The 21,118-nt window shown below is 70.2% G+C and carries 28 protein-coding genes; 15 read left to right on the top strand and 13 right to left on the bottom strand.

The genetic code is table 11. The features are described 5' to 3' along the window. Nucleotides 1-46 precede the first annotated feature (46 nt). Entirely contained in the window at nucleotides 47-1,420 is a 1,374-nt protein-coding gene (locus ACZ3HL_RS30785) for a type I glutamate--ammonia ligase (protein WP_465535002.1), read from the top strand. A 22-nt stretch (nucleotides 1,421-1,442) separates the two neighbouring features. Here ACZ3HL_RS30785 and trpA read toward each other — a convergent pair whose 3' ends face one another. The 5 genes from trpA to ACZ3HL_RS30760 form a co-directional block, all read right to left on the bottom strand. Continuing rightward, on the bottom strand, nucleotides 1,443-2,234 hold the full coding sequence (gene trpA, locus ACZ3HL_RS30780; protein WP_465535001.1) for a tryptophan synthase subunit alpha: 792 nt from the start codon (nucleotides 2,232-2,234) through the stop codon (nucleotides 1,443-1,445). Beyond that, a complete protein-coding gene (gene trpB / locus ACZ3HL_RS30775) occupies nucleotides 2,231-3,460 on the bottom strand; it encodes a tryptophan synthase subunit beta (protein ID WP_465535000.1) in 1,230 nt (409 codons plus the stop codon). The genes trpA and trpB overlap by 4 nt, the downstream gene beginning before the upstream one ends. Then, nucleotides 3,457-4,266, bottom strand: a complete 810-nt coding sequence (gene trpC / locus ACZ3HL_RS30770; RefSeq protein ID WP_465534999.1) for an indole-3-glycerol phosphate synthase TrpC — start codon at nucleotides 4,264-4,266, stop codon at nucleotides 3,457-3,459. Before trpC ends, trpB begins: the two co-directional genes overlap by 4 nt. A 192-nt stretch (nucleotides 4,267-4,458) precedes the next feature. After that, entirely contained in the window at nucleotides 4,459-5,016 is a 558-nt protein-coding gene (locus tag ACZ3HL_RS30765; protein WP_465534998.1) for a Trp biosynthesis-associated membrane protein, read from the bottom strand. Then, nucleotides 5,009-6,571 (bottom strand): anthranilate synthase component I, encoded by a 1,563-nt coding sequence (locus tag ACZ3HL_RS30760; RefSeq protein WP_465534997.1) that lies wholly within the window; start codon nucleotides 6,569-6,571, stop codon nucleotides 5,009-5,011. The genes ACZ3HL_RS30765 and ACZ3HL_RS30760 overlap by 8 nt, the downstream gene beginning before the upstream one ends. Nucleotides 6,572-6,666: 95 nt before the next feature. Here ACZ3HL_RS30760 and ACZ3HL_RS30755 point away from each other — a divergent pair, with 95 nt between their 5' ends. Next, nucleotides 6,667-7,272 (top strand): TetR/AcrR family transcriptional regulator, encoded by a 606-nt coding sequence (locus ACZ3HL_RS30755; RefSeq protein ID WP_465418772.1) that lies wholly within the window; start codon nucleotides 6,667-6,669, stop codon nucleotides 7,270-7,272. Between the two features lie 377 nt (nucleotides 7,273-7,649). Here ACZ3HL_RS30755 and ACZ3HL_RS30750 read toward each other — a convergent pair whose 3' ends face one another. From ACZ3HL_RS30750 to hisF, 5 genes are read right to left on the bottom strand one after another with little or no spacing between them, the layout of a single operon-like run. Continuing rightward, nucleotides 7,650-8,486 (bottom strand): hypothetical protein, encoded by an 837-nt coding sequence (locus tag ACZ3HL_RS30750; RefSeq protein WP_465534996.1) that lies wholly within the window; start codon nucleotides 8,484-8,486, stop codon nucleotides 7,650-7,652. Nucleotides 8,487-8,537: 51 nt separating this feature from the next. Next, on the bottom strand, nucleotides 8,538-8,900 hold the full coding sequence (locus ACZ3HL_RS30745; protein ID WP_465418776.1) for a DUF1304 domain-containing protein: 363 nt from the start codon (nucleotides 8,898-8,900) through the stop codon (nucleotides 8,538-8,540). Beyond that, on the bottom strand, nucleotides 8,897-9,259 hold the full coding sequence (gene hisI / locus ACZ3HL_RS30740; protein WP_034319286.1) for a phosphoribosyl-AMP cyclohydrolase: 363 nt from the start codon (nucleotides 9,257-9,259) through the stop codon (nucleotides 8,897-8,899). Before hisI ends, ACZ3HL_RS30745 begins: the two co-directional genes overlap by 4 nt. Further along, entirely contained in the window at nucleotides 9,249-9,638 is a 390-nt protein-coding gene (locus tag ACZ3HL_RS30735) for a hypothetical protein (RefSeq protein ID WP_465534995.1), read from the bottom strand. The genes hisI and ACZ3HL_RS30735 overlap by 11 nt, the downstream gene beginning before the upstream one ends. Further along, nucleotides 9,635-10,408, bottom strand: a complete 774-nt coding sequence (hisF, locus tag ACZ3HL_RS30730; protein WP_016335963.1) for an imidazole glycerol phosphate synthase subunit HisF — start codon at nucleotides 10,406-10,408, stop codon at nucleotides 9,635-9,637. The genes ACZ3HL_RS30735 and hisF overlap by 4 nt, the downstream gene beginning before the upstream one ends. Nucleotides 10,409-10,447: 39 nt before the next feature. Between hisF and ACZ3HL_RS30725 the strand changes: the two genes are divergently transcribed. Genes ACZ3HL_RS30725 through ACZ3HL_RS30690 form a run of 8 tightly spaced genes read left to right on the top strand, consistent with a single transcriptional unit; the run spans nucleotide 10,448 to nucleotide 16,014 of the window. After that, complete coding sequence (locus tag ACZ3HL_RS30725) at nucleotides 10,448-11,074, top strand: TetR/AcrR family transcriptional regulator (RefSeq protein ID WP_465418780.1); 627 nt, start codon at nucleotides 10,448-10,450, stop codon at nucleotides 11,072-11,074. Nucleotides 11,075-11,101: 27 nt separating this feature from the next. Next, nucleotides 11,102-11,611: a SigE family RNA polymerase sigma factor gene (locus tag ACZ3HL_RS30720; RefSeq protein WP_465534994.1), complete on the top strand. Its 510-nt coding sequence runs from the start codon at nucleotides 11,102-11,104 to the stop codon at nucleotides 11,609-11,611. Then, the gene (locus ACZ3HL_RS30715) at nucleotides 11,608-12,606 is read left to right on the top strand and encodes a hypothetical protein (RefSeq protein ID WP_465534993.1); all 999 of its coding nucleotides are present in this window, start codon (nucleotides 11,608-11,610) and stop codon (nucleotides 12,604-12,606) included. Before ACZ3HL_RS30720 ends, ACZ3HL_RS30715 begins: the two co-directional genes overlap by 4 nt. A gap of 28 nt (nucleotides 12,607-12,634) precedes the next feature. Continuing rightward, complete coding sequence (locus tag ACZ3HL_RS30710) at nucleotides 12,635-13,558, top strand: NADP-dependent oxidoreductase (protein WP_465418786.1); 924 nt, start codon at nucleotides 12,635-12,637, stop codon at nucleotides 13,556-13,558. Further along, the gene (locus ACZ3HL_RS30705; RefSeq protein WP_465534992.1) at nucleotides 13,555-14,115 is read left to right on the top strand and encodes a putative glycolipid-binding domain-containing protein; all 561 of its coding nucleotides are present in this window, start codon (nucleotides 13,555-13,557) and stop codon (nucleotides 14,113-14,115) included. The genes ACZ3HL_RS30710 and ACZ3HL_RS30705 overlap by 4 nt, the downstream gene beginning before the upstream one ends. 49 nt (nucleotides 14,116-14,164) lie before the next feature. Then, nucleotides 14,165-14,887 (top strand): ABC transporter ATP-binding protein, encoded by a 723-nt coding sequence (locus ACZ3HL_RS30700; RefSeq protein WP_465534991.1) that lies wholly within the window; start codon nucleotides 14,165-14,167, stop codon nucleotides 14,885-14,887. Beyond that, complete coding sequence (locus ACZ3HL_RS30695; RefSeq protein ID WP_465418792.1) at nucleotides 14,884-15,618, top strand: ABC transporter permease; 735 nt, start codon at nucleotides 14,884-14,886, stop codon at nucleotides 15,616-15,618. The genes ACZ3HL_RS30700 and ACZ3HL_RS30695 overlap by 4 nt, the downstream gene beginning before the upstream one ends. 9 nt (nucleotides 15,619-15,627) lie before the next feature. After that, complete coding sequence (locus ACZ3HL_RS30690) at nucleotides 15,628-16,014, top strand: PPOX class F420-dependent oxidoreductase (protein WP_465418794.1); 387 nt, start codon at nucleotides 15,628-15,630, stop codon at nucleotides 16,012-16,014. A 1-nt stretch (nucleotide 16,015) separates the two neighbouring features. Here the strand turns inward: ACZ3HL_RS30690 and ACZ3HL_RS30685 are convergent, their stop codons facing one another. The 3 genes from ACZ3HL_RS30685 to hisH all read right to left on the bottom strand — a co-directional run bounded on the left by ACZ3HL_RS30685 (nucleotide 16,016) and on the right by hisH (nucleotide 17,814). Beyond that, the gene (locus ACZ3HL_RS30685; protein WP_465534990.1) at nucleotides 16,016-16,363 is read right to left on the bottom strand and encodes a DUF1330 domain-containing protein; all 348 of its coding nucleotides are present in this window, start codon (nucleotides 16,361-16,363) and stop codon (nucleotides 16,016-16,018) included. 80 nt (nucleotides 16,364-16,443) lie between these two features. Further along, on the bottom strand, nucleotides 16,444-17,181 hold the full coding sequence (gene priA / locus ACZ3HL_RS30680) for a bifunctional 1-(5-phosphoribosyl)-5-((5-phosphoribosylamino)methylideneamino)imidazole-4-carboxamide isomerase/phosphoribosylanthranilate isomerase PriA (RefSeq protein ID WP_465418799.1): 738 nt from the start codon (nucleotides 17,179-17,181) through the stop codon (nucleotides 16,444-16,446). 9 nt (nucleotides 17,182-17,190) lie between these two features. Continuing rightward, entirely contained in the window at nucleotides 17,191-17,814 is a 624-nt protein-coding gene (gene hisH, locus ACZ3HL_RS30675) for an imidazole glycerol phosphate synthase subunit HisH (RefSeq protein WP_465419054.1), read from the bottom strand. 134 nt (nucleotides 17,815-17,948) lie between these two features. Between hisH and ACZ3HL_RS30670 the strand changes: the two genes are divergently transcribed. From ACZ3HL_RS30670 to ACZ3HL_RS30650, 5 genes are all read left to right on the top strand, one after another. Further along, on the top strand, nucleotides 17,949-18,128 hold the full coding sequence (locus ACZ3HL_RS30670) for a hypothetical protein (protein ID WP_465418801.1): 180 nt from the start codon (nucleotides 17,949-17,951) through the stop codon (nucleotides 18,126-18,128). Nucleotides 18,129-18,200: 72 nt separating this feature from the next. Next, complete coding sequence (locus ACZ3HL_RS30665; RefSeq protein ID WP_465418803.1) at nucleotides 18,201-19,373, top strand: acyl-CoA dehydrogenase family protein; 1,173 nt, start codon at nucleotides 18,201-18,203, stop codon at nucleotides 19,371-19,373. Between the two features lie 84 nt (nucleotides 19,374-19,457). After that, on the top strand, nucleotides 19,458-19,793 hold the full coding sequence (locus ACZ3HL_RS30660) for an ArsR/SmtB family transcription factor (protein ID WP_465418805.1): 336 nt from the start codon (nucleotides 19,458-19,460) through the stop codon (nucleotides 19,791-19,793). 11 nt (nucleotides 19,794-19,804) lie between these two features. After that, nucleotides 19,805-20,305, top strand: a complete 501-nt coding sequence (locus ACZ3HL_RS30655) for an SRPBCC family protein (RefSeq protein ID WP_465534989.1) — start codon at nucleotides 19,805-19,807, stop codon at nucleotides 20,303-20,305. A gap of 12 nt (nucleotides 20,306-20,317) precedes the next feature. Then, on the top strand, nucleotides 20,318-21,118 hold the full coding sequence (locus tag ACZ3HL_RS30650; RefSeq protein WP_465418810.1) for an alpha/beta fold hydrolase: 801 nt from the start codon (nucleotides 20,318-20,320) through the stop codon (nucleotides 21,116-21,118).

Genomic DNA, 21,118 nt, shown 5'->3' with positions numbered 1-21,118 from the left:
ATCCGGGCGTGGCAAGGGCCTCCGATCGAGGCCAGGATGAGGAACCATGGTGAACCGGGAAGCACTGACCGCCCGCGCGACCGCCCTCACCGGGGAGCTCCGGGCCCGTGGGGTCGAGCTCGTCGCGCTGACCTTCGTGGACAACGCCGGGATCGCGCGGGTCAAGGCGGTGCCGCTGCGGAAGCTGCCGTCGGCGGCCGCGTGGGGCGTCGGCGCTTCGAAATCCTTCGACTTCTTCGGCTCGGACGACGTCATCACCGGCGGTGAGCATTCCCTCGGCCCGGTCGGCGACCTGCGGCTGCATCCGGACCTCGACGCGCTGACCGTGCTCGCCGGGCAGCCCGGCTGGGCCTGGGCCCCGGTGACGAAACTCGACCAGGAGGGCGAGCCGCATCCGCAGGATCCGCGCGCCCTCCTGGCGACGGCGGTGGACCGGCTCGCCGCCCGCGGGCTCCGGGCGCGGATGAGCTTCGAAATCGAATGGGTGATCACCGGCGCCGCCACCCCGGACGATCCGGCCTCGGCCACCGCGGGCCCGGCGTACGGCTACGCGAGACTTTCCGAGCACGCGGACTATCTCCGCGCCCTGGTGTCCACTTTGGACCAGCAAGGGGCCGGGGTCGAGCAGATCCATCCCGAGTACGCCGACGGTCAGTTCGAGCTGTCGGTCGCCGCGGCCGACCCGGTGCGCGCGGCCGACGTCGCCGTCCTGACGAAGGAGACGATCCGCGCGCTCAGCCACCGGCACGGGCTGAAGGCGTCCTTCACCCCGAAGTTCGCGCCCGCCGGCGTCGGCAACGGCGGACATGTGCACCTGAGCGTCTGGGACGGCGCACGGAACCTTTTCTCAAGCGGGGAAAGGGTTTTCGGGCTGACGCCTGCCGCAGAGTCGTTCAGCGCGGGCATCCTGCGGCGGCTGCCCGCGCTGCTCGCGATCGGGGCGCCGTCGGTCGTCAGCTATCTACGGTTGGAGCCGCACCACTGGGCGGGCGTGTACACCGCGTGGGGGCTGGAGAACCGGGAGACGCCGCTGCGGCTGGTGCGCGGCGTCGACGGCAACCGTGACTCGGCGGCGAACCTCGAGGTCAAATGCTTCGACCTGACCGCGAATCCGTATCTGCTGGCGGCCGCCCTGCTGTTCGCCGGGATGGCCGGAGCCGACGAGGAGGCGGCGCTACCGGAGCCGCTCGACGTCGATCCCGGGACCTTGACCGAGGAGGAACGCGCCGCCCGCGGGATCGAGCGCCTGCCTCTGCGGCTGGAGGAGGCCGTCGCGGCGTTCGAGGCGGACAAGGACCTGGCGGCCGCGTTCGGCGCGCCTCTGGCGGCGACGATCGTAGACGTGCGGCGGGCGGAGATCGAGCGGTTCGCGCACGCGAGCCCGGAGGAGATCACCGCGGCGCAGCGGTGGCGGCACTGAGGCCACCGCCGCGCCTTCGGGATCAAGCGGGGGCGACGGTCTTCCGCACACCCGCGGCCAGTTCGGCCGAAAGCTCGCGGACCGCGTCGGTCCCGCTCGCCGCGGCCGTCACCAGCGCGGAGCCGACGATGACGCCGTCCGCGAACCCGGCGACCTGCGCCGCCTGCTCGCCGGACCGGACGCCGATCCCGACGCCGATCGGCAGTTCCGTATGCGCGCGGGTCCGCTCGACCAGGTCTTCGGCGTGCACGCCGACCTGGTCACGGGCACCCGTCACACCCATCACGGCGGTGGCGTACACGAAGCCCGAAGCGGCCGCGACGGTCTTCGCGATCCGTTCCTCCGACGAGGACGGCGCGACCAGGAAGATCCGGTCCAGACCATGCTGTTCGGAGGCGGCCATCCACTCGTCGGCCTCGTCCGGGATCAGGTCCGGGGTGATCATCCCGAGCCCGCCCGCGGCGGCGAGGTCCCGCGCGAAGCGGTCGACGCCGTAACGGTGCACCGGGTTCCAGTACGTCATCACGACGGCCTTGCCGCCACGCGACGACACCGACTCGACGACCTCGAACAGATGCTTGAGCTTGAAGCCGCCCGAGAGCGCGCTCACCGACGCGGCCTGGATGGTCGGGCCGTCCATGACCGGGTCCGAGTAGGGCACGCCCACCTCGACCAGGTCTGCGCCGCCGTCGACCACCGCGGCCAGCAGGTCCTTCGACCCGTCGACCGTCGGGAAGCCTGCCGGGAGATACCCGATCAGCGCTCCGCGACCCTCCGCCCGGGTCTTCGCGAAGATGTCGTCCAGCGCGCTCATGCGTTCTCCACCAGGCCGAAGTACTTCGCGGCCGTGTCCATGTCCTTGTCGCCGCGACCGGACAGGTTCACGATGATCAGCCCCTCGGGACCGAGCTCACGGCCCAGCACCAGCGCGCCGGCCAGCGCGTGCGCCGACTCGATCGCCGGGATGATGCCTTCGGTGCGCGAAAGCAGCTTGAACGCGTCCATCGCCTCGGCGTCGGTCACCGGCCGGTACTCGGCGCGGCCGCTGTCCTTGAGCCACGAGTGCTCCGGGCCGACGCCCGGGTAGTCCAGCCCCGCGGAGATCGAGTGCGACTCGACGGTCTGGCCGTCCTCGTCCTGCAGCAGGTACGTCATCGCGCCGTGCAGGTTGCCCGGGGTGCCCTTGGTCAGCGTGGCGCCGTGGCGGTTGCCCTCGACACCTTCGCCGCCCGGCTCCAGACCGACGAGCCGGACGTCCGGATCGTCGATGAAGCCGTGGAAGATGCCGATCGCGTTCGACCCGCCGCCGACGCAGGCCGCGACGGCGTCCGGCAGGCGTCCGGCCTGCTCCAGGATCTGGGCGCGGGCCTCCTCGCCGATGATCTTGTGGAAGTTCCGCACCATCATCGGGAACGGGTACGGGCCGGCCGCCGTGCCGAACAGGTAGTGCGTGTCCTCGGCGTTGGCGACCCAGTCGCGCAGGGCCTCGTTGATCGCGTCCTTGAGCGTGCGCGAACCGGTCTTCACCGGGACGACCTCGGCGCCGAGCAGCTTCATGCGGGCGACGTTCAGCGCCTGCCGCTCGGTGTCGACCTCGCCCATGTAGACGATGCATTCCAGGTCCAGCAGCGCGCAGGCGGTGGCGGTGGCCACGCCGTGCTGCCCGGCCCCGGTCTCGGCGATGACCCGCTTCTTGCCCATCCGCTTGGTGAGCAACGCCTGGCCCAGCACGTTGTTGATCTTGTGCGAACCGGTGTGGTTCAGATCCTCGCGTTTGAGGAAGATCCGGGCGCCGCCGGCGTGCTCGCCGAAGCGCTTGGCCTCGGTGAGCAGCGACGGACGGCCGGCGTAGTCCCGCAGCAGACGCCGGAACTCGTTGACGAAGTCCGGGTCGTTCCGCGCCTTGTCGTACTCGGCCGCGACCTCGTCGACGACGCCGATCAGGGCCTCGGGCATGAACCGGCCGCCGTACGGGCCGTAGTAGCCCCTGCCGTCCGGATCGTGCTCGCCGTGCGGTGTCTCGGTGTACTCCACGCTCATCGAGAAGGCCTCGGGCAGGCAGGGTGCGATCCGGCGGTGACGAGCTTGACCAGTGCGCCCTTCGGGTCACCCGAAGCGACGAGCCCTTCGCCCACGAGGACGGCGTCGGCGCCGTGACCCGCGTAGGACATCAGGTCACCGGGGCCGCGCACGCCGGACTCGGCGATCTTGAAGACGTCCATCGGCAGGCCGGGGGCCAGCCGCGAGAAGACGTCCCGGTCGACCTCGAGGGTGTGCAGGTTGCGGGCGTTGACGCCGATCACCTTCGCGCCGGCTTCGAGGGCCCTGTCGGCCTCTTCGGCGTTGTGGATCTCGACCAGCGCGGTCATCCCGAGGGATTCGACCCGGTCCAGCAACGCGATCAGGGCGTTCTGCTCCAGGGCCGCCACGATCAGCAGGACCATGTCCGCGCCGTGCAGCCGCGCCTCGTGGACCTGGTACGGGCTGACGATGAAGTCCTTGCGCAGCACCGGGATGTCGACCGCGGCGCGGACCGCGTCGAGGTCGGCGAGCGAACCGCCGAACCGGCGCTGCTCGGTCAGCACGCTGATCACCCTGGCGCCGCCGTCGGCGTAGTCCTTCGCCAGCGCGGCCGGGTCCGGGATCTCGGCCAGGTCGCCCTTGGACGGGCTGCGCCGCTTCACCTCGGCGATGACGCCGATCCCGGACTCGCGCAGGGCCGCGAGCACGTCACGTGGGGGCGCGACCTGGGTCGCACGCTTCTTCACTTCGTCGAACGGCAGAACCGCCTCGCGCTCGGCGAGATCGGCACGGACGCCGGCGACGATGTCTTCGAGCACGCTCACCGGAGTCCCTCACCGGCCGTCGTACTCACTGATTCCTTCGCAAGGTCGCTCACAAAAACCTTCCCCTTCCCGCCGAAACGATGCTAACCCCCGCACGGATACGGCCTGGTTCCGGGTATGTCCGTTACTCCGAATGCCAACCGTGTCATCTTTCGCGGCGTAGATCTCGGAAACGCGCGTTTTCCGCGGCCATCACCGGGTCGCGGTGGGATCTTCGCCTTCGGACAGCGCCTCCCACAGCTCGGTCTCCGGATCCTTGGCAGCCTTCTTCTTCGCCCCCGGCGCCGAGTACTTCGCGCTGAGGCGAGGCATCCGGCCCGCGCCCTTGATGGCTGCCAACCCGCCCGCCGTCACGAGAATTCCCCCGAGGATCGCGAGACCGCGGGCTCCCAGCATCTGAGCGACGGGCAGACCGTCGGCGAAGCCGCTGAACGAGCCGCCCGCCACGCCGATCCAGACCGCGGCGACACCGGCCACGGCGAGTACCACGCCGAGCACCCGGCGTGGCCAGCCGCCGGTGGCGATCAGCCCCGCCGTGCCGGCGAGCGCCAGCAACGCGAGGGGAACCAGCGCGACCGCACGCTGTGAACCGGTTTCCGTGTACAGCACCGTGCCGCGCACGCCTCCGTCGCGGAACTCCGCGAACCACACGAGCTGCGAAGAACCCCACAGCGCGACCGCGCCCAGCAGCAGCCCGACCACGGCGATCCACAGTGGACGCTTGGCCTTCTTCGCCGGGGCCTCAGACACGAGTGCTGTCACCCGCCGGGTCGAGCTCGTCCGCCGCGATCATCGTCTGGGCCGCCGCGACGGCGGAGAGCACGGTGCGGGCCTTGTTGAGCGACTCGTTGTCCTCGTAGTCGGCCACCGAATCCGCGACGACTCCCCCGCCGGCCTGGACGTAGGCGGTGCCGTCCTTCATCAAGGCGGTGCGGATCGCGATCGCGGTGTCGGCGTCCCCGGCGAAGTCGAGATACCCGACGACACCGCCGTAGAGCGCCCTGCGGGTCGGCTCCAGTTCCTCGATCAGCTGCATCGCGCGGACCTTCGGCGCGCCGGAGAGCGTCCCCGCCGGGAAACAGGCGGTGACGGCGTCGAAAGCCGTCTTGTCGTCGAGGAGTTCCCCGGTGACGGTCGAGACGATGTGCATGACGTGGCTGTAGCGCTCGACGTCGAAGAAGTCGACGACGCGCACGGTGCCGGGCTTGCAGACCTTGCCGAGGTCGTTGCGGCCGAGGTCGACGAGCATCAGGTGCTCGGCGCGTTCCTTCTCGTCCGCCAGCAGGTCCTTGGCCAGCTGAGCGTCCTCCTCCGGGTCGGCGCCGCGCCAGCGGGTGCCCGCGATCGGATGCGTGGTCGCGCGGCCGTCCCGCACGGTGACCAGCGATTCCGGGCTGGACCCGACGATGTCGAAACCGTCCAGGCGCAGCAGGTACATGTACGGGCTCGGGTTGGACGTGCGCAGGACCCGGTAGACGTCCAGCGCGTCGGCCTGGGTCTCGATCTCGAAGCGTTGCGACGGCACGATCTGGAACGCTTCGCCCGCCCTGATCGCCTCGACGGCCTTCTCGACGGCCGCGTGGAAGTCCGGCTTGGAGCGACGGCGGGTGAATTCGGGCGCGGGACGGTCGAAGACGGCGGCCGTGGCCGGGGCCGCGACGTGCAGCTGCTTGGTCATCGCGTTCAGGCGCGCGACGGCGTCGTCGTACGCGGCGTCGACGCGCTCGGCCGAGTCGTCCCAGTTGACCGCGTTGGCGATCAGCGTGACGGTGCCCTCGTGGTGGTCGAAGGCGGCCAGGTCGGTCGCCAGGAGCATGGTGAGCTCGGGGATGTCGAGGTCACGCTCGGCGAGTTCGGGGAGCCGTTCGAGCCAGCGGACGGCGTCGTAGCCGATGTAGCCGACCATGCCACCGGTGAGCGGCGGCATCCCGGGCAGCTGCTCGGTGTGGAGCGCGGCCACGGTCTCCCGCAGCACGGTGAGCGGGTCGCCCTCGGCGGGCAGGCCGACCGGCGGGGTGCCGGTCCACACGGCCTTGCCGTCACGCACGGTCAGCGCGGCGGGGCTGTCGACGCCGATGAACGACCATCGGCTCCACGACGCGCCGTTCTCCGCCGATTCGAAGAGGAACGTCCCCGGCCGGTCGGCGGCGAGCTTGCGGTAGACCCCGATGGGGGTCTCACCGTCGGCGAGCACGCGGCGGACAACGGGGATGACGCGACGGCCCTCGGCGAGCGCGCGGAACTCGTCGCGCGAAGGGCTGACCGAGCCGAGCCCCGACGGGCTGGCGTTAGCGGCGCTGACCATGTCGCTCATTGTGCTGCAACGCCCGTGCGGGCGGGGACGCGGGGATGAATTCAAAGAATGTTGAATTTCGGGCCGGGTCCGTTCATGATGACGCCATGGCTGTTGACGACACTACCGTGCGGCGCCGGGGACGACGGCCCGGCGGACAGGACACGCGCACCGCGCTGCTCGAAGCGGCCAGGGCGGTGTTCGGCGAGAGCGGTTTCGACGGCGCGACGGTTCGTGCGATCGCGACGCGCGCCGGGGTCGACGCGGCGATGGTCAACCACTGGTTCGGCAGCAAGGAGGGCCTCTTCGGGCAAGCCATCCTGAAGCTCCCCTTCGACCCGCGTGAACTCCTCGCCGACCTGAAAGACGGCCCCGACGACGAATTCGGGCAACGGATCGTGCGGACCTTCCTCACCCGGTGGGACGGCGCGGGCGGCGAGGTGTTCCAGGCACTCGTCCGCAGCGTCGCCGGACACGAGCAGGCGGCACAGGTGTTGCGCGGGTTCTTCCAGAACTTCTTCACCAAGGTGATCGGCGACATCGGCTCGGACGCCATCGAACTGCGGACGACCCTGTGCGCTTCCCAGCTGGTCGGCATGGGCATGGTCCGGTACGTCGCGAAATTCGAGCCGATGGCTTCGAGCGAGATCGAGCCGCTGGTGACCGCGATCGCGCCGACGATGCAGCGGTACCTGACCGGGAAGATCGACTGACACTTCGGGCGATCACGCGTGTTCAGAGCCGTAACTCGCGTGATCGAGGGCGGATCTCTCGTGTTTGGAGGCGGATCTCGGAGTTACGGCTCTGATCACGCGAGTTACGGCTCTGATCACGCGAGTTACGGCTTTGATCACGACCACCCCGGCCCGTGCCATGAAAGTGCGGCGGCTCACGCCGTGTCCGGTTCGATCTTCGAGGTGGAGCGCCTTCGACTCCGCCAAAGGCGTGCACCGTCTGCGCGGCGAGGCGTTTGACGTCGTCGCCATCATCCGAAGCGGACAGCGGCCACCCGGCGATCCGCGGGCGCCTTCCCGGAAGGGCACGCTCGGCCGATCTTCCGCTTAGAGCGCGCGAACGATCGCGGCGCTCCTCAGGGCCGCACCGGGACGGGGTAGTGCCCCTCGGCCCGGCCGAACCTGAACAAAATGGTCCGGTTCTGTCCGTCACCGCCGATCCAAACCGGGACGTCGGTCCTCGCGGCGTAGCGGCCACCGTCGCGGAACGAGATCGGAAGGCCTCTCAGCCTGATTGTTTCCTCGTCGGGGAACCGAACGTCGTAGACCACAGCGTCGCGTTCCTCCATCGCCAGGTCGGTCTTCCGCCGCACGGTCACCGTCGCCCGGCGCCAGCCGGAGGCCAGCACAGCCCGGTAACGCAAAACCCAGGCGCGGGCCGCTGCCGCGGTCATGACGACGCCGGTACCGCCGATGACGAGCGACAAACCCGCGACACCTTCGAAATTCTCGCTTCCGGGATCCCACCCCGGGAGATCCGAAGTCAGGAACGTACCGTCCGGAGACCCGGTGGCCAGCGCGATGAAGCCGCTCACGGCCAGGGAAAGCGACAAGACCCCGTAAACACCCAACCGCAAGCACACCGCCCGGACGCCGCGGGTCCCTTCGGCCGGGTCGGAGGCCGTGAAGTCGTCCTCGGAGACAGGCGGGGCGATGGCGGCCGCCTCGGCCACCCGCCTGCCGTAGGTCGCGGCCCGCTGTCCCGCGAAGGCGGCAAGGCCGGTCAGCAGGACCAGGGCGGTGATAACGATGATGCCGTCGCCGCGGGTCAGCCCCGCCGTGCCGGCCCGGATCTGGATGGCGAAGAGCGCGAATTGCGGCCCGCCGATGCCCAGCACCAAGCAGGCTGACAGGTACCACGATCTCCGGCGCCAGAGCTCCCCCACCGGATCTTCCCCAGCTCCCGGCCTCATACAGAGACTTTACCTTCCGGAGGCCATGTCCGGCAGGGACCAAGGTCCCGGTCAGCCCGCGATCAGGACCGCGATCAGCGCCAGCGTGCCAGGCACCACCTGCACGAAGAAGATCTTCTTGCTCGCCGTCGCGGTCCCGTAGAGCCCGGCCACGATCACGCAGGCGAGCCCGAAGATCTTGAACTGCCAGGCGGTGCTGCCGGTCGCGAGCAGGCCCCAGATCAACGCGGCGGCGAGGAATCCGTTGTACAGCCCCTGATTCGCCGCGAGCGCGGAGCTTTCCTTCGCGAATTCCTCGGTGGTGCCGAAGGAGGCGCGGGCACGCGGCGTGGTCCACAGGAACATTTCGAGCACGACGATGTACAGGTGGATCAGGGCGACGATGCCGACCAGCACGTTGGCGACGACGTTCACGGGTTCTCGCTCTCGTCGGCCAGCAGCAGCCGCTCGTCGGTGTCGAAGCAGGTGTGCGTGCCGGTGTGACAGGCCGGACCGGTCTGGTCGACGCGCAGGAGCACGGTATCGCCGTCGCAGTCGATCCGCACCTCGCGCACGTGCTGGACATGGCCGGAGGTCTCGCCCTTGACCCACAGTTCCTTGCGGCTGCGCGAGTAGTAGGTGGCGCGCCGCGTCGTGAGGGTGCGCTCGAGCGCCTCGTCGTCCATCCACGCCATCATCAGGACGTCCGATGTGGAATGTTCGACGACGACGGCGGCGATCAGCCCGTCCGCGTTGCGCTTCAAGCGATCCGAGAGGGCGGGGTCAAGCGTCATTCGTGGCTCCGAGAAGGTGCCGTTTCACCGGCATCGAGTTGAGCAGGACCGCCGTGTAGATGTACCCGGCGAAGAGGAGCCCGGAGACGATCTTCACCCAGAAGAGTTCCGCCGCCAGCATGGACAGCGCGTGCAGCAACCCGAACAGGAAGCTGACGACGAAACCGGCGAACCGCGCCGAAGCCATCTTCAGCACCAGCCCCGCCACGACGAGACCGCCGAGGACCAGCGACGTCCCCGGCAGCAGGAACGTCCGCGCGGTGGCGTACGGCGCGAACATGAGGACCCCGGCCATCGCGAGGTACGCGACGGCGAGCCCGAGCAGCAGCGCGCAGACCACCTTGACCTCGGTGGCGACCTTCCACTTGGCCAGGATCACCGGACCACGACTCCCCCGGCGCGCAGCGCGCTCTTGACCTCGCCGATCTTCAACTGTCCGAAGTGGAACACGCTGGCCGCGAGCACCGCGTCCGCGCCCGCCTCGACGGCGGGCAGGAAGTGCTCGAGCGCGCCGGCGCCACCGCTGGCGATCACCGGGACGCGGACCGCCGCCCGTACCTGGGTCAGGAGTTCGAGGTCGAAGCCGTTCTTGGTGCCGTCGGCGTCCATCGAGTTGAGCAGGATCTCGCCGACGCCGAGTTCCTCGCCACGCGCGGCCCACTCGACGGCGTCGATCCCGGTGCCGCGGCGCCCGCCGTGCGTGGTCACCTCGAAACCGGACGGAGTCGGCTCGGTCCCCTCGGGGACCCGGCGCGCGTCCACCGACAGCACGACGCACTGCGCGCCGAACCGGCGGGACGCCTCGCGCAGGAACTCCGGCCTCGCGATGGCGGCGGTGTTGATGCTCACCTTGTCCGCGCCGGTGCGCAGCAACCGGTTGACGTCGTCGTTCGTGCGCACGCCGCCACCGACGGTGAGCGGGATGAACACCTGCTCCGCGGTCCGGCGAACGACGTCGAAGGTGGTCTCACGGTCCCCGGAGGACGCCGTGACGTCGAGGAACGTGAGCTCGTCCGCGCCCTCGGCGTCGTACAGCCTGGCGAGTTCGACGGGGTCGCCGGCGTCGCGCAGGTCGGCGAAGTTGACGCCCTTCACCACACGGCCCGCGTCGACGTCGAGACACGGGATGACCCTGACTGCGACTGACATGGGGACAAGCGTAGTCAAGAGCCGTTCTAAGCTCGCGGGATGGCACAGGCGGGGCGGCGGCCGGGGCAGACCGAGACGCGGGAGGAGATCCTCGAAGCGGCGAGGCGCAGGTTCGCCGAACAGGGTTACGACGGCGCGACCGTCCGCGCCATCGCGGCCGACGCCGGCGTCAACGCGGCGCTGCTGCACCATTTCTTCGGTACCAAGCAACGGCTCTTCGCCGCGTCGATGAACCTGCCGGTGGACCCTGGCGAGCTGGTCCCCCGCATCCTCGAAGGCCCCGAAGAAGAGATCGGCGAGCGCCTCGTCCGCGCGTTCCTCGGTCTCTGGCAGGCCCCGGACGGCCGGGCGCCGTTCCTGGCGATGATCCGGTCCGCGACCACCAACGAGCAGGTCGCGACCATGATGCGGCAGTTCCTCGAGCGGGCGGTGCTGGCGCGGGTCGCCGAAGCACGCGGCGTGCCGAAGGTGCGGGTGGCCGGGATCGCCGCGCAGATGATCGGGTTCGCGCTGCTGCGCTACGTCATCGGGCTCCCGCCGCTGGTCAACGCCTCGGAGGAGGAGATCGTCGCGATGCTGGCCCCGGTCGCGCAGTACTACCTGACCCCCGGCGCCGAGAAAGTTCGGCATCCGATGCATCACGAAGGTGGTCTCGCGCGTCCCTAGAGCGAGACCACCGGCTGAGGGGGACACGTGCCTGCGACCTTCGACGAGTTCGTCGCGGATCGCCTGGACGGCCTCCTGCGCTACGCGATCGTCCTGACCGACGATCCGTACCTGGCGCAGGACATCGTCCAGGAGGTGCTGCTGCGTGCTCAGGAACGCTGGCCGAAGATCGACTCGCCGCCGACGTACGTCCGCCGGATGGTGACCAACGAGTACCTCTCGTGGCGGAGGCGGCTGGCGGTCCGCCGGGTGACGCCGTCGTCACCGGAAGCACTCGACCTGATGAGCCCGCCGGTCTCCGATCACGCCATCGAGTACGACGAACGCGACGCGATGCTGGACCGGCTCGCGAAGCTCCCGCGCAAACAACGCGCCGCGATCGTGCTCCGCTACTACGAGAACTACTCCGACGAGGAGATCGGCGCGGTCCTCCGCTGCGCGACGTCGACCGTGCGCAGCCAGATCTCGCGCGCGCTCGCGACGCTGCGGGAAACCGAACTGTCCCCGTCCGTGCAGCCCACGGGAGCCCGCAAATGACCCGACTGAGTGACGAGCACACCGAGGACCTGATCCGCGAGAGCCTCGAACACCTGGCGACGCGGGCGCCCGACGGGGCCGAGATCCGCGACGCGCTGACCCAACGGTCGCGAAGCCGTCCCAAGATGGCTTTGGCGCTGGTCGCGGCGGCGGTCGCGATCATCGCGCTCGGCGTGCCGCTCGGCCTGCGGGCCTTCACAGCGGTCCCACCGGCCGCCCAGCGCAACGCCGACTGGGCGGTGCTGCCGTACAACCCCGGCTGGCTGCCCGACGGCTTCCGGGAAACGAGCCGGGCCGCGAAGCCCTACCCCGCACCACAGTCGAGGTCCTGGAGCGACTCCGGCACCGGCAGCGTCGAGCTGACCAGCACGCCGTTGAGCGAACGGTCCGGCCCGTGGACGATCGCGCCCGCGCCGAACCAGATCATCGTGCGCGGCAGGGTCGGCATGGCCGTCGAGGTCGCCGGCCAGGGGACGACGCTGACCTGGTCGCCCGACGACGTCTACGTGCTGACCTTGAAACTGGTCGGCCTCAAGGACTCCCGCGCGGTCGGCGAGCGGATCGCCGAGGAGATGGTGCCGGACGGCCGGGCCCGGGTCTCGGGCGAGCTCCGGTTCGGACGGCTGCCCGCCGGTCTCGAACTGTCCGGGGTGAAGACGTCCGTGACGACCGGCGGGGGCGTGACCGAACTGGAGGCCACCGTGGCGGGGCAGCCCACCGCGGCGGCGGTCCTCACGGCGTCACTCGGCGGTGACCGGCCGGAAGCCGACGGCGCGGAACCGGTTCCGGTCACGGTGCGGGGCCGGGGCGGCAGTTACCTCCCCGAGCGGGAAGGGGCGCTCGGGCGCCGGAACGCGACGGTCGCCGTCCAGCTCGAAGACGGGCGGTGGCTCACCGTGGCGGGCCACCGGGACAAGGCCGCCCTGCTCGACGTCGCCGACAGCTTGCAGATCGTCCCCGGTGACTACAGCTGGTTCGGGAAGCCGCCGGAATAGTGACGGGCGGGCGGCGGTTGTCGACGGCATGACGGACACCTACCGCTCCATCGCGTTCACCGAATACGGCGACTCCGGCGTGCTGCGCGTGCTCGAGCGGGAGCTTCCCGAACCCGGCCCCGGCCAGGTGCGGGTCGCCGTCCGGGCCGCGGGCGTGAACCCGATCGACTGGAAGGTCCGCTCCGGGCTGATGGCCGGGGTGTATCCGGTCGAGTTCCCCGCCGTTCCCGGTGGTGACATCGCCGGCGTGATCGACGCGGTCGGTGAAGGCGTGTCCGGGTTCGCGGCAGGCGACGAGGTCCTCGGCAGGGGGATCGGCGGATACGCGGAGTACGTCCTCGCGGATCCGGCGGGCCTCACCCGCAAGCCGGAGGAGCTGTCGTGGGAGCTCGCCGCGGCGTTGCCCGTGGTGGTCGGCACCGCCTACCGCGCCCTCAACCTGCTGGACCTCCAGAAGGGCGAGACGCTGCTCATCGACGGCGCGGCGGGTGGCGTCGGCACCATCGCCGTCCAACTCGCCGTCGCGCGCGGGCTCACCGTCGTGGGCACCGCGAGCGAAGCGAACCACGACTATCTGCGCTCGCTGGGCGCCGTCCCGGTGCAGTACGGCGAAGGGCTCGCGGAGCGCGTCCGCGACGTGGCGCCGCAGGGCGTCGACGCGTCCTTCGACACCTCCGGACGCGGCTCGCTCGCCACCCTCGTCGAGCTGACCGGCGGCCCGAAGCGGGTCATCACCATCGCCGCGCCGGACGCGGCCGACCACGGCGTCCGCTTCACGTCGGGCTCTCCGGCCGAGCAGGTCCCCGGAGCGCTGGCCGAAGGCGCCGCGCTTGCCGCCGAAGGGAAACTCGACCTGCCGATCGCCCGGGTGTATCCGCTCGCCGAAGCGGCCGCGGCCCAGGACGAAAGCGAAGCGGGCCACGTCCGGGGCAAGCTCGTCCTGGTCCCGTGAACCTTCCCGCGACCGCGAGCTGGCTGCATCGGGACGCGAGGACCGGCCTGGAGGTCGCGTTCTTCGACGAACACGAAGGCGGCTGGAGGATCAGCGGGGCCACGACGGCGGTCGAGGACGGCGAATCCTGGTTCGTCGAGTACTCGATCACCGTCGACGCCGCCTGGCATACGAGGTCGGCGGCGCTCTCCGGCCGGTCGGTGCGAGGAGTCCGGCGCACGGTGCTCGAATCCGGCGGCGACGGACGCTGGCGGGTGGACAGGGTGGCGGATCCGCGGCTCGACGGCTGTTTCGACGTGGACCTCGAATCGTCGTCGATGACGAACACGCTGCCGGTGCACCGGCTCGGCCTGGCGCGAGGCGCCGCCGCCGAGGCGCCCGCCGTGTACGTCCGGGCGGGCGACCTCGCCGTGGAGCGGCTCGAGCAGCGCTACGAGCGGGTCGGTGACCGCGATTTCGCTTACGCGGCACCGGTTTTCGACTTCTCCTGCGTGCTGCGCTACGACCGGCACCTGCTGGTCCGGGACTATCCGGGGATCGCCGTCCGGCTGTCCTGAACCACGCACCCCTTGACGCACGGTTCTCAACGGGCGCAGAATTAAACACATGGCTAATTCAGCGATCTCCGTGACGGGACTGAGGGTCGTCCGCGGCGGTCGCGAGGTCGTCAAGGACATCGCGTTCCAGACGCCGCGCGGCCGCGTCACCGGCCTGCTCGGGCCGAGCGGCTGCGGCAAGACGACACTGATGCGCTCGATCGTCGGCGTGCAGATCGTCGCGGCGGGCGAGGTCACCGTGCTCGGCCATCCCGCGGGCAGCCCGCCGCTGCGGCGGCTGATCGGCTACGCCACCCAGAACCCGGCCATCTACGCCGACCTCACCATCACGGAAGCCTTGCGCTACTTCGCATCCGTCCTTCGCGCGCCGGTGTCCGATGTGGACAGGGTCATCGCCGAAGTCGGGCTGACCGACCACGCGGGCAAACTCGTCGGCTCCCTGTCGGGCGGCCAGCACAACCGCGCCAACCTCGCCGTCGCGCTGCTCGGGAAACCCGAACTGCTCGTCCTCGACGAACCGACCGTCGGCCTCGATCCCGTGCTCCGCGACGAACTCTGGGTGCTGTTCCGCCGGCTCGCCGAGGGCGGGGCCACCCTGCTCGTGTCCAGCCATGTCATGGACGAGGCCGCGCGATGCGACCGGCTGCTGCTCATGCGCGAGGGCCGGATCCTCGCCGACGACACCCCGCGCGGGCTGCGCGAACGCACCGGGACGACCGATCTCGAGCAGGCGTTCCTGCGGCTCGTCCGGGAGAGGGAGACGACCTCGTGAACCCCACGCTGACACTCGCCACGGCCCGCCGCATCCTCCTTCAGCTACGGCACGATCCGCGCACCGTCGCGATGCTGGTCGTCGTCCCTTCGCTGCTGATGGTGCTGCTGCGCTTCGTCTTCAACTCCGAAGCGGTGTTCAGCCGGGTCGCCCCGGCGCTGCTCGGCGTCTTCCCGTTCCTGATCATGTTCCTGATCACCTCGATCACCACGCTGCGCGAGCGCACCACGGCGACGCTGGAACGCCTGATGACCCTGCCGATCGGCAGGATGGACCTGCTCTTCGGCTACGCGATCGCGTTCGGTTCGATCGCGATCGTGCAGGTCGGCGTCGCCGCCGGGGTTTCGCTCGCCTGGCTCGGCCTCGACATCGCGGGCTCGATCGGGATGCTGCTGCTCATCGCCGTCCTCGACGCCCTCCTCGGGATGGCGCTCGGCCTGTTCGTGAGCGCGTTCGCGCGGACGGAGTTCCAGGCGGTGCAGTTCATGCCGCTGTTCGTGCTGCCGCAGATCCTGCTGTGCGGGCTGTTCGTGCCGCGCGGGGAAATGGGCTGGCTCCTGAACTGGCTTTCGAACGTGATGCCGCTTTCGTACGCCGTCGAAGCGCTCACGCGGGTCACCACGTCGGGCACCGTGGACGCGACCCTCATCCGGAACCTGCTCATCGTCGGGGCGTGTGCCCTGGCCGCGCTGGTGCTCGGCGCGGCGACGCTGCGTCGCCGAACGCCCTAGACTTTCCACATGGGATCGGAGTTCGAGCGGATCGCCGCCGAGAAGTACGTCGTCCTGACCACCTTCCGCAAGAACGGCACCCCGGTGCCGACGCCGGTCTGGGCGGCGGGCGACGGCGGCGAGCTGGTGCTCTGGTCCGAGCGGAAGGCGGGCAAGGTCAAGCGCATCCGCAACAGCGGCCGCGTCGAGGTCCAGGCCTGCGACTTCCGCGGCGCGAAGACCCATGGTGACGTCGTCGCGGGTGAGGCGCGGCTGCTGGACCTCGACGGGACCGAACGGGTGCGCAAGGTGATCGCGCGGAAATACGGGATCACCGGGCGGGTCACGATGTTCTTCAGCAGACTGCGGGGGCCGAAGGACCGGACCGTGGGGATCGCGATCAAGCTGGCGGAGTAGGTCAGGCGGCCTGCAGCGCCCGCAGCCCGGCCGCCAGCGCGGCCGAGTCGTGGTCCGGTCCGCACCCCTCCACCAGGATCAGATCGCCGGGGATGTGGTCGGCCCGCAGCGGCAGGATCTCCCGGTACGCGGGCGAGTCGTACCACTCCCGCGCGGCATCGAGGCTCGGGAACTCGATGAGCACGAGCGCCCCCGGCCACTCCCCCTCGACGACGTGGACCCCGGCTCCGTGCACGAGGAACCTGCCGCCGAAGGGATCGAGCGTGGCCTGGATCCGTTCCATGTACTCGAAGACCTCTTCGGCCAGCACGGCGCCGGGGCGAAGGTGGGCGAGTCCGTAGGCGGTCATGGTGTCCCTCCAGGTTTCGTTGTCCTGGAAGGAATCCTGACCGAGCCGGCGCGTGGCGTCGATTACCCCGGAGGTAAAGCTCAGAACTCCGCGACGGCCGCGAGCGCCTCGGGCAGGGTGAACGCGCCGGCGTAGAGCGCCTTGCCGACGATGGAGCCTTCGACACCGTCGCGGGCCAGCGCGGCCAGCGCGCGGAGATCGTCCACACTGGACACGCCACCGGAGGCGATGACCGGCGCGTCGGTGCGGGCGGCGACCTCGCGGAGCAGGTCGACGTTCGGCCCCTGGAGGGTGCCGTCCTTGCTCACGTCGGTGACGACGTAGCGCTGCGCGCCGTCGCGGTCGAGCCGGTCGAGGACCTCCCAGAGGTCGCCGCCGTCCTGCGTCCAGCCGCGGGCGGACAGCCGGTGCCCGGCCTCGGTGATCCGCACGTCCAACCCGATGGCGACGCGGTCGCCGTAGGAGGAGACGACCTTCGCGGTCCACTCCGGGTCCTCCAGCGCCGCGGTGCCGAGGTTGACCCGGCGGGCGCCGGTGGCCAGCGCGGCCTCCAGCGAGGCGTCGTCGCGGATGCCGCCGGACAGCTCCACCTGGACGTCGAGCCTGGCCACGACGTCGGCGAGCAGTTCGCGGTTGGAACCCTTGCCGAACGCGGCGTCGAGGTCCACCAGATGGATCCACTCCGCCCCGTCGCGCTGCCAGGCGAGCGCCGCCTCCAGCGGGCTGCCATAGGAGGTTTCGGTGCCGGCCTCGCCCTGGACGAGTCGCACGGCCTGGCCATCGGCCACATCAACGGCGGGAAGGAGCGTGAAAGTCACGCGCCCACTCTAAGACAGGGTGTTCAGCCAGTTGCGCAGCAGGTGCGCCCCGGCGTCCCCGGACTTCTCGGGGTGGAACTGGGTCGCCCAGAGCGGCCCGTTCTCGACGGCCGCGACGAAGTCCTGGCCGTGGTTCGCCCAGGTCACCTTGGGTTGCTGCCCGGCGAGGCCGGAGTCCAGTTCCCAGGTTCGCGCGGCGTAGGAGTGCACGAAGTAGAACCGCGTGTCCGCGTCGAGCCCGGCGAACAGCACCGAGTCCTCGGGCGCGCGGACGGTGTTCCAGCCCATGTGGGGCAGGACGTCGGCCTCCAGCCGGTCGACCGTGCCCGGCCACTCCCCCGCGCCCTCGGCCTCCACGCCGTGTTCGACCCCGCGTTCGAACAGGATCTGCATGCCGACGCAGATGCCCAGCACGGGGCGGCCGCCGGCGAGGCGTTTGCCGATGATCTTCTCCCCCGACACCGACCGCAGCCCCTCCATGCAGGCGGAGAAGGCGCCGACACCGGGGACGACCAGGCCGTCGGCCTCGAGCGCGGCATGCGGGTCGGCGGTGACCTCGACGTCGGCGCCGGCGCGCTGGACGGCGCGTTCGGCGGATCGGAGGTTGCCGGACCCGTAGTCCAGGATCACCACGCGAGGAGTAGCCACGCGCCCAGGTTAGCGGACCGGATTTTCCGCGGTTCCCCGTTTCGACCTTCACTCTTCTGGGTAATAGCGACTCCGAGTGAAAGGCCGGCGCAGGACCGCCCTGCACTTGTGGAGGAACGATGCAGGACGCCGACGACCTGACCCGCCTGCTCAGCGCCTGGCGGGAAGACATCGAGAGCGTGCCTTTCCCTACCTTCGCGGAGCTGCTGATCCCGGCGCAGAAGCGGCGCTCCGCCCCCGCCCGGACGGCCACGGCATCGGTTCAGGTGACGAAGACCACCGGATGGCCGAATCGCTGACACCCGACTCCGGTCGCGTGTGTGGTTTTCTTCATAGGAAGACGACCCACCGAGCCGACCAGGAGTGACCGCATGAGCAGCAGCCCGGATCCGCGCGACTTCCTCGATCTCGACGCCGAGCTCACCGCCGAGGACCGGGCCATGCGGGACGCCGTGCGGTCCTACGCGCAGGACCAGCTCCTGCCGAACGTGGCCGACTGGTACGAGACGGGCGCGCTGCCCGCCGCCGAGCTCGCCAAGGGGTTCGGGCAGCTCGGACTGCTCGGCATGCACCTGGAGGGTTACGGCTGCGCCGGGACCAGCGCCGTCGCCTACGGCATCGCCTGCCGGGAACTGGAGGCCGTCGACTCCGGGTTGCGCAGCTTCGTCTCGGTGCAGGGTTCGCTGGCGATGTACGCGATCCACAAATGGGGCACCGAGGACCAGAAGCAGGAGTGGCTGCCCCGCATGGCCGCCGGTGAGGCGCTCGGCTGTTTCGGCCTGACCGAACCGGACGCCGGCAGCGACCCCGGCAGCATGCGGACCCGCGCGGTGCGCGACGGTTCGGACTGGGTGCTGAGCGGCACGAAGATGTGGATCACCAACGGAACCGTGGCCGACGTCGCGGTCGTCTGGGCGCAGACCGACGAAGGCGTGCGCGGTTTCGTCGTCCCCACGAACACGCCGGGTTTCACCGCGAACGAGGTCAAGCACAAGCTGTCACTGCGGGCCTCGCTGACCGCGGAACTCGTGCTCGATGGCGTCCGCCTGCCCGATTCGGCGGCGTTCCCCGAGGTGAGGGGCCTGCGCGGACCGCTGTCCTGCCTGAACGAGGCGCGCTACGGGATCCTGTTCGGCGTCGTCGGCGCCGCTCGCTCCTGCTACGAATCCGCGCTGGAGTACACGCTGAGCCGGGAACAGTTCGGCAAACCGCTGGCCGGGTTCCAGCTCACCCAGCGCAAGCTCGCCGACCTCGTGGTCGAGGTCAACCGCGCCGGGCTGGTCGCGCTGCGGATCGGACGGCTCAAGGACGCCGGGACGCTGCACCACAACCACGTCAGCTTCGGCAAGCTCGCGAACGTCCGCTCGGCGCTGGAGGTCGCCAGGACCGCGCGCGCCATGCTCGGCGCCAACGGGATCTCGCTCGAGTACCCGGTGATGCGCCATATGTCGAACCTGGAAACCGTGCTGACCTACGAAGGCACCGAAGAGATGCACGCGCTCTCGCTCGGCCAGTCGGTCACCGGGCTCGCCGCCTTCCGCTGAGTTTTCCGGAACGCCGATCGAGGGACGACGCCTGCCGTCGTATATCTGCTTGCGTGTATATATAGCCACGTGTATGTTGGCGTCATGACCGCTACCGTGCAGCAGCGTCTCGCGGCGATCTCGGAGCCGAACCGGTTCCGGATCGTCGAGCTGCTCCGAGAGGGACCGCAGCCGGTCGGCGCCATCGTCGACGCGCTCGGCCTCGGTCAGCCGCAGGTGTCCCGGCACCTGAGGCTGCTCGCGGAGGCAGGCGTGGTCGAGGCGACCAAGCGGGCACAGCAGCGGATCTACCGGTTGCACCCCGAAGCGATGCAGCTGATCAGCGACTGGGTGCGAGGTTTCGCGACACTGTGGTCGGGACGGATGGATCGTCTCGGCTCACTTCTCGACGACGACCGCCCGTTCGAACCGAACCCGTGAGGAGGCCGGCCGTGCCCGACGGCATCGAGATCGACAGGGCGAACAACACCGTCCACATCAGCCGCACCTACGCCGCGGGCGTCGATCGTGCCTGGTGGGCGTGGACCGACGCCGAGGCGATCCGGCGGTGGTGGGGCCCGCACGGCTGGGCGGCCACCGTCTACGAGATGGACGTGCGCCCCGGTGGCCGGTGGCGATTCCAGATCGCGCCGGAGGACGGCTCGGCGGCCGCGGTACGCAGCGTCGCCACCTACACGGTGGTCGAACCGTGCGCCGAACTGGCCTACGAGGACGCGTTCGCCGACGAGGCGTGGCGGCCCGACGGCACCGACACCTTCCCCACCAAGGTCACCTTCGCGGCCGCCGGCGGCGGCTGCACCGTCGAGGTCAGCGCGGTCTTCGCCGACGGCGAGGCGCTGCAACGCGCTGTCGAACAGCAGATGGCCGAAGGCTACGCCGAGGCCCTCGACCGGCTCGACGACGTACTGGACACCCCGAACGACTTCACCTGAGGAGTATCGACCATGGACACCATCACTTCGGCCGACGGCACCACGATCGCCTACGAAAAGACCGGTTCCGGTCCCGCGATCATCGTGGTCAGCAACGTCGCGGAGGACCACACCTCCGTCGAGGGCCTCGTCACGGCGCTGGCCAAGGACTTCACCGTGCTCACCTTCGATCGCCGGGGCCGCGGCGCCAGCGGCGACCCGCAGCCCTACGATCCGGCGCGCGAAATCGAGGACATCTCGGCGCTGATCGACGTCCTCGGCGGCTCCGCGGCCTTGACCTCCGGATCCGGCGGCTGCGGGATCGTCCTGGACGCGGCCAGCGCGCTGGGCGAGAAGGTCAGCGGCCTCTACCTCTACGAGCCTCCCTTCATCGTCGACGGCTCCCGGCCGCCGGTTCCCGCCGACTCCGTCGAGCACATGGAAGCGCTCGTCGCGGCGGGCAAGCGCAGCGAGGCGGGCGAGTACTTCATGAGCGAGGTGGTCGGCGTCCCCGCCGAATACCTCCCGATGATCACGCAGGACCCGTCCTGGGAGAAGACGACGGCGTACGCCCACACCTACGCCTACGACGGCCGGATCTGGCGGGGGCTCCAGGACGGCACGCCGTTGCCCACCGACCGCTGGAGCATCGACGCGCCGATCGCCGTCGCCGTCGGCGGCAACGGTGAGGCGTTCATGCGCGTCGGCGCCGAGGCGCTGGCCGCGATCCTGCCGAACGTCACCGTGCTGACCCTGGAAGACCACGACCACAGCGCTTTCTGGATGGCCCCCGAACCCGTCGCCGGACAGATCCGCGCTTTCCTGCACGGCTGA

Source organism: Amycolatopsis sp. NPDC000009 (genome assembly GCF_055563465.1).
The sequence above is the reverse complement of the archived record's forward strand: the minus strand, read 5'-3'. Positions and strand labels throughout refer to the sequence as shown.

Coding starts and splice junctions, on each gene's coding strand:
- ACZ3HL_RS30785 (WP_465535002.1), top strand. CDS start 47: ATGGTGAACCGGGAAGCACTGACCGCCCGCGCGACCGCCCTCACCGGG.
- trpA (WP_465535001.1), bottom strand. CDS start 2,234: ATGAGCGCGCTGGACGACATCTTCGCGAAGACCCGGGCGGAGGGTCGC.
- trpB (WP_465535000.1), bottom strand. CDS start 3,460: ATGAGCGTGGAGTACACCGAGACACCGCACGGCGAGCACGATCCGGAC.
- ACZ3HL_RS30760 (WP_465534997.1), bottom strand. CDS start 6,571: ATGGTCAGCGCCGCTAACGCCAGCCCGTCGGGGCTCGGCTCGGTCAGC.
- ACZ3HL_RS30755 (WP_465418772.1), top strand. CDS start 6,667: ATGGCTGTTGACGACACTACCGTGCGGCGCCGGGGACGACGGCCCGGC.
- ACZ3HL_RS30750 (WP_465534996.1), bottom strand. CDS start 8,486: ATGAGGCCGGGAGCTGGGGAAGATCCGGTGGGGGAGCTCTGGCGCCGG.
- hisI (WP_034319286.1), bottom strand. CDS start 9,259: ATGACGCTTGACCCCGCCCTCTCGGATCGCTTGAAGCGCAACGCGGAC.
- hisF (WP_016335963.1), bottom strand. CDS start 10,408: ATGTCAGTCGCAGTCAGGGTCATCCCGTGTCTCGACGTCGACGCGGGC.
- ACZ3HL_RS30725 (WP_465418780.1), top strand. CDS start 10,448: ATGGCACAGGCGGGGCGGCGGCCGGGGCAGACCGAGACGCGGGAGGAG.
- ACZ3HL_RS30715 (WP_465534993.1), top strand. CDS start 11,608: ATGACCCGACTGAGTGACGAGCACACCGAGGACCTGATCCGCGAGAGC.
- ACZ3HL_RS30710 (WP_465418786.1), top strand. CDS start 12,635: ATGACGGACACCTACCGCTCCATCGCGTTCACCGAATACGGCGACTCC.
- ACZ3HL_RS30700 (WP_465534991.1), top strand. CDS start 14,165: ATGGCTAATTCAGCGATCTCCGTGACGGGACTGAGGGTCGTCCGCGGC.
- ACZ3HL_RS30690 (WP_465418794.1), top strand. CDS start 15,628: ATGGGATCGGAGTTCGAGCGGATCGCCGCCGAGAAGTACGTCGTCCTG.
- ACZ3HL_RS30685 (WP_465534990.1), bottom strand. CDS start 16,363: ATGACCGCCTACGGACTCGCCCACCTTCGCCCCGGCGCCGTGCTGGCC.
- ACZ3HL_RS30670 (WP_465418801.1), top strand. CDS start 17,949: ATGCAGGACGCCGACGACCTGACCCGCCTGCTCAGCGCCTGGCGGGAA.
- ACZ3HL_RS30665 (WP_465418803.1), top strand. CDS start 18,201: ATGAGCAGCAGCCCGGATCCGCGCGACTTCCTCGATCTCGACGCCGAG.
- ACZ3HL_RS30660 (WP_465418805.1), top strand. CDS start 19,458: ATGACCGCTACCGTGCAGCAGCGTCTCGCGGCGATCTCGGAGCCGAAC.
- ACZ3HL_RS30650 (WP_465418810.1), top strand. CDS start 20,318: ATGGACACCATCACTTCGGCCGACGGCACCACGATCGCCTACGAAAAG.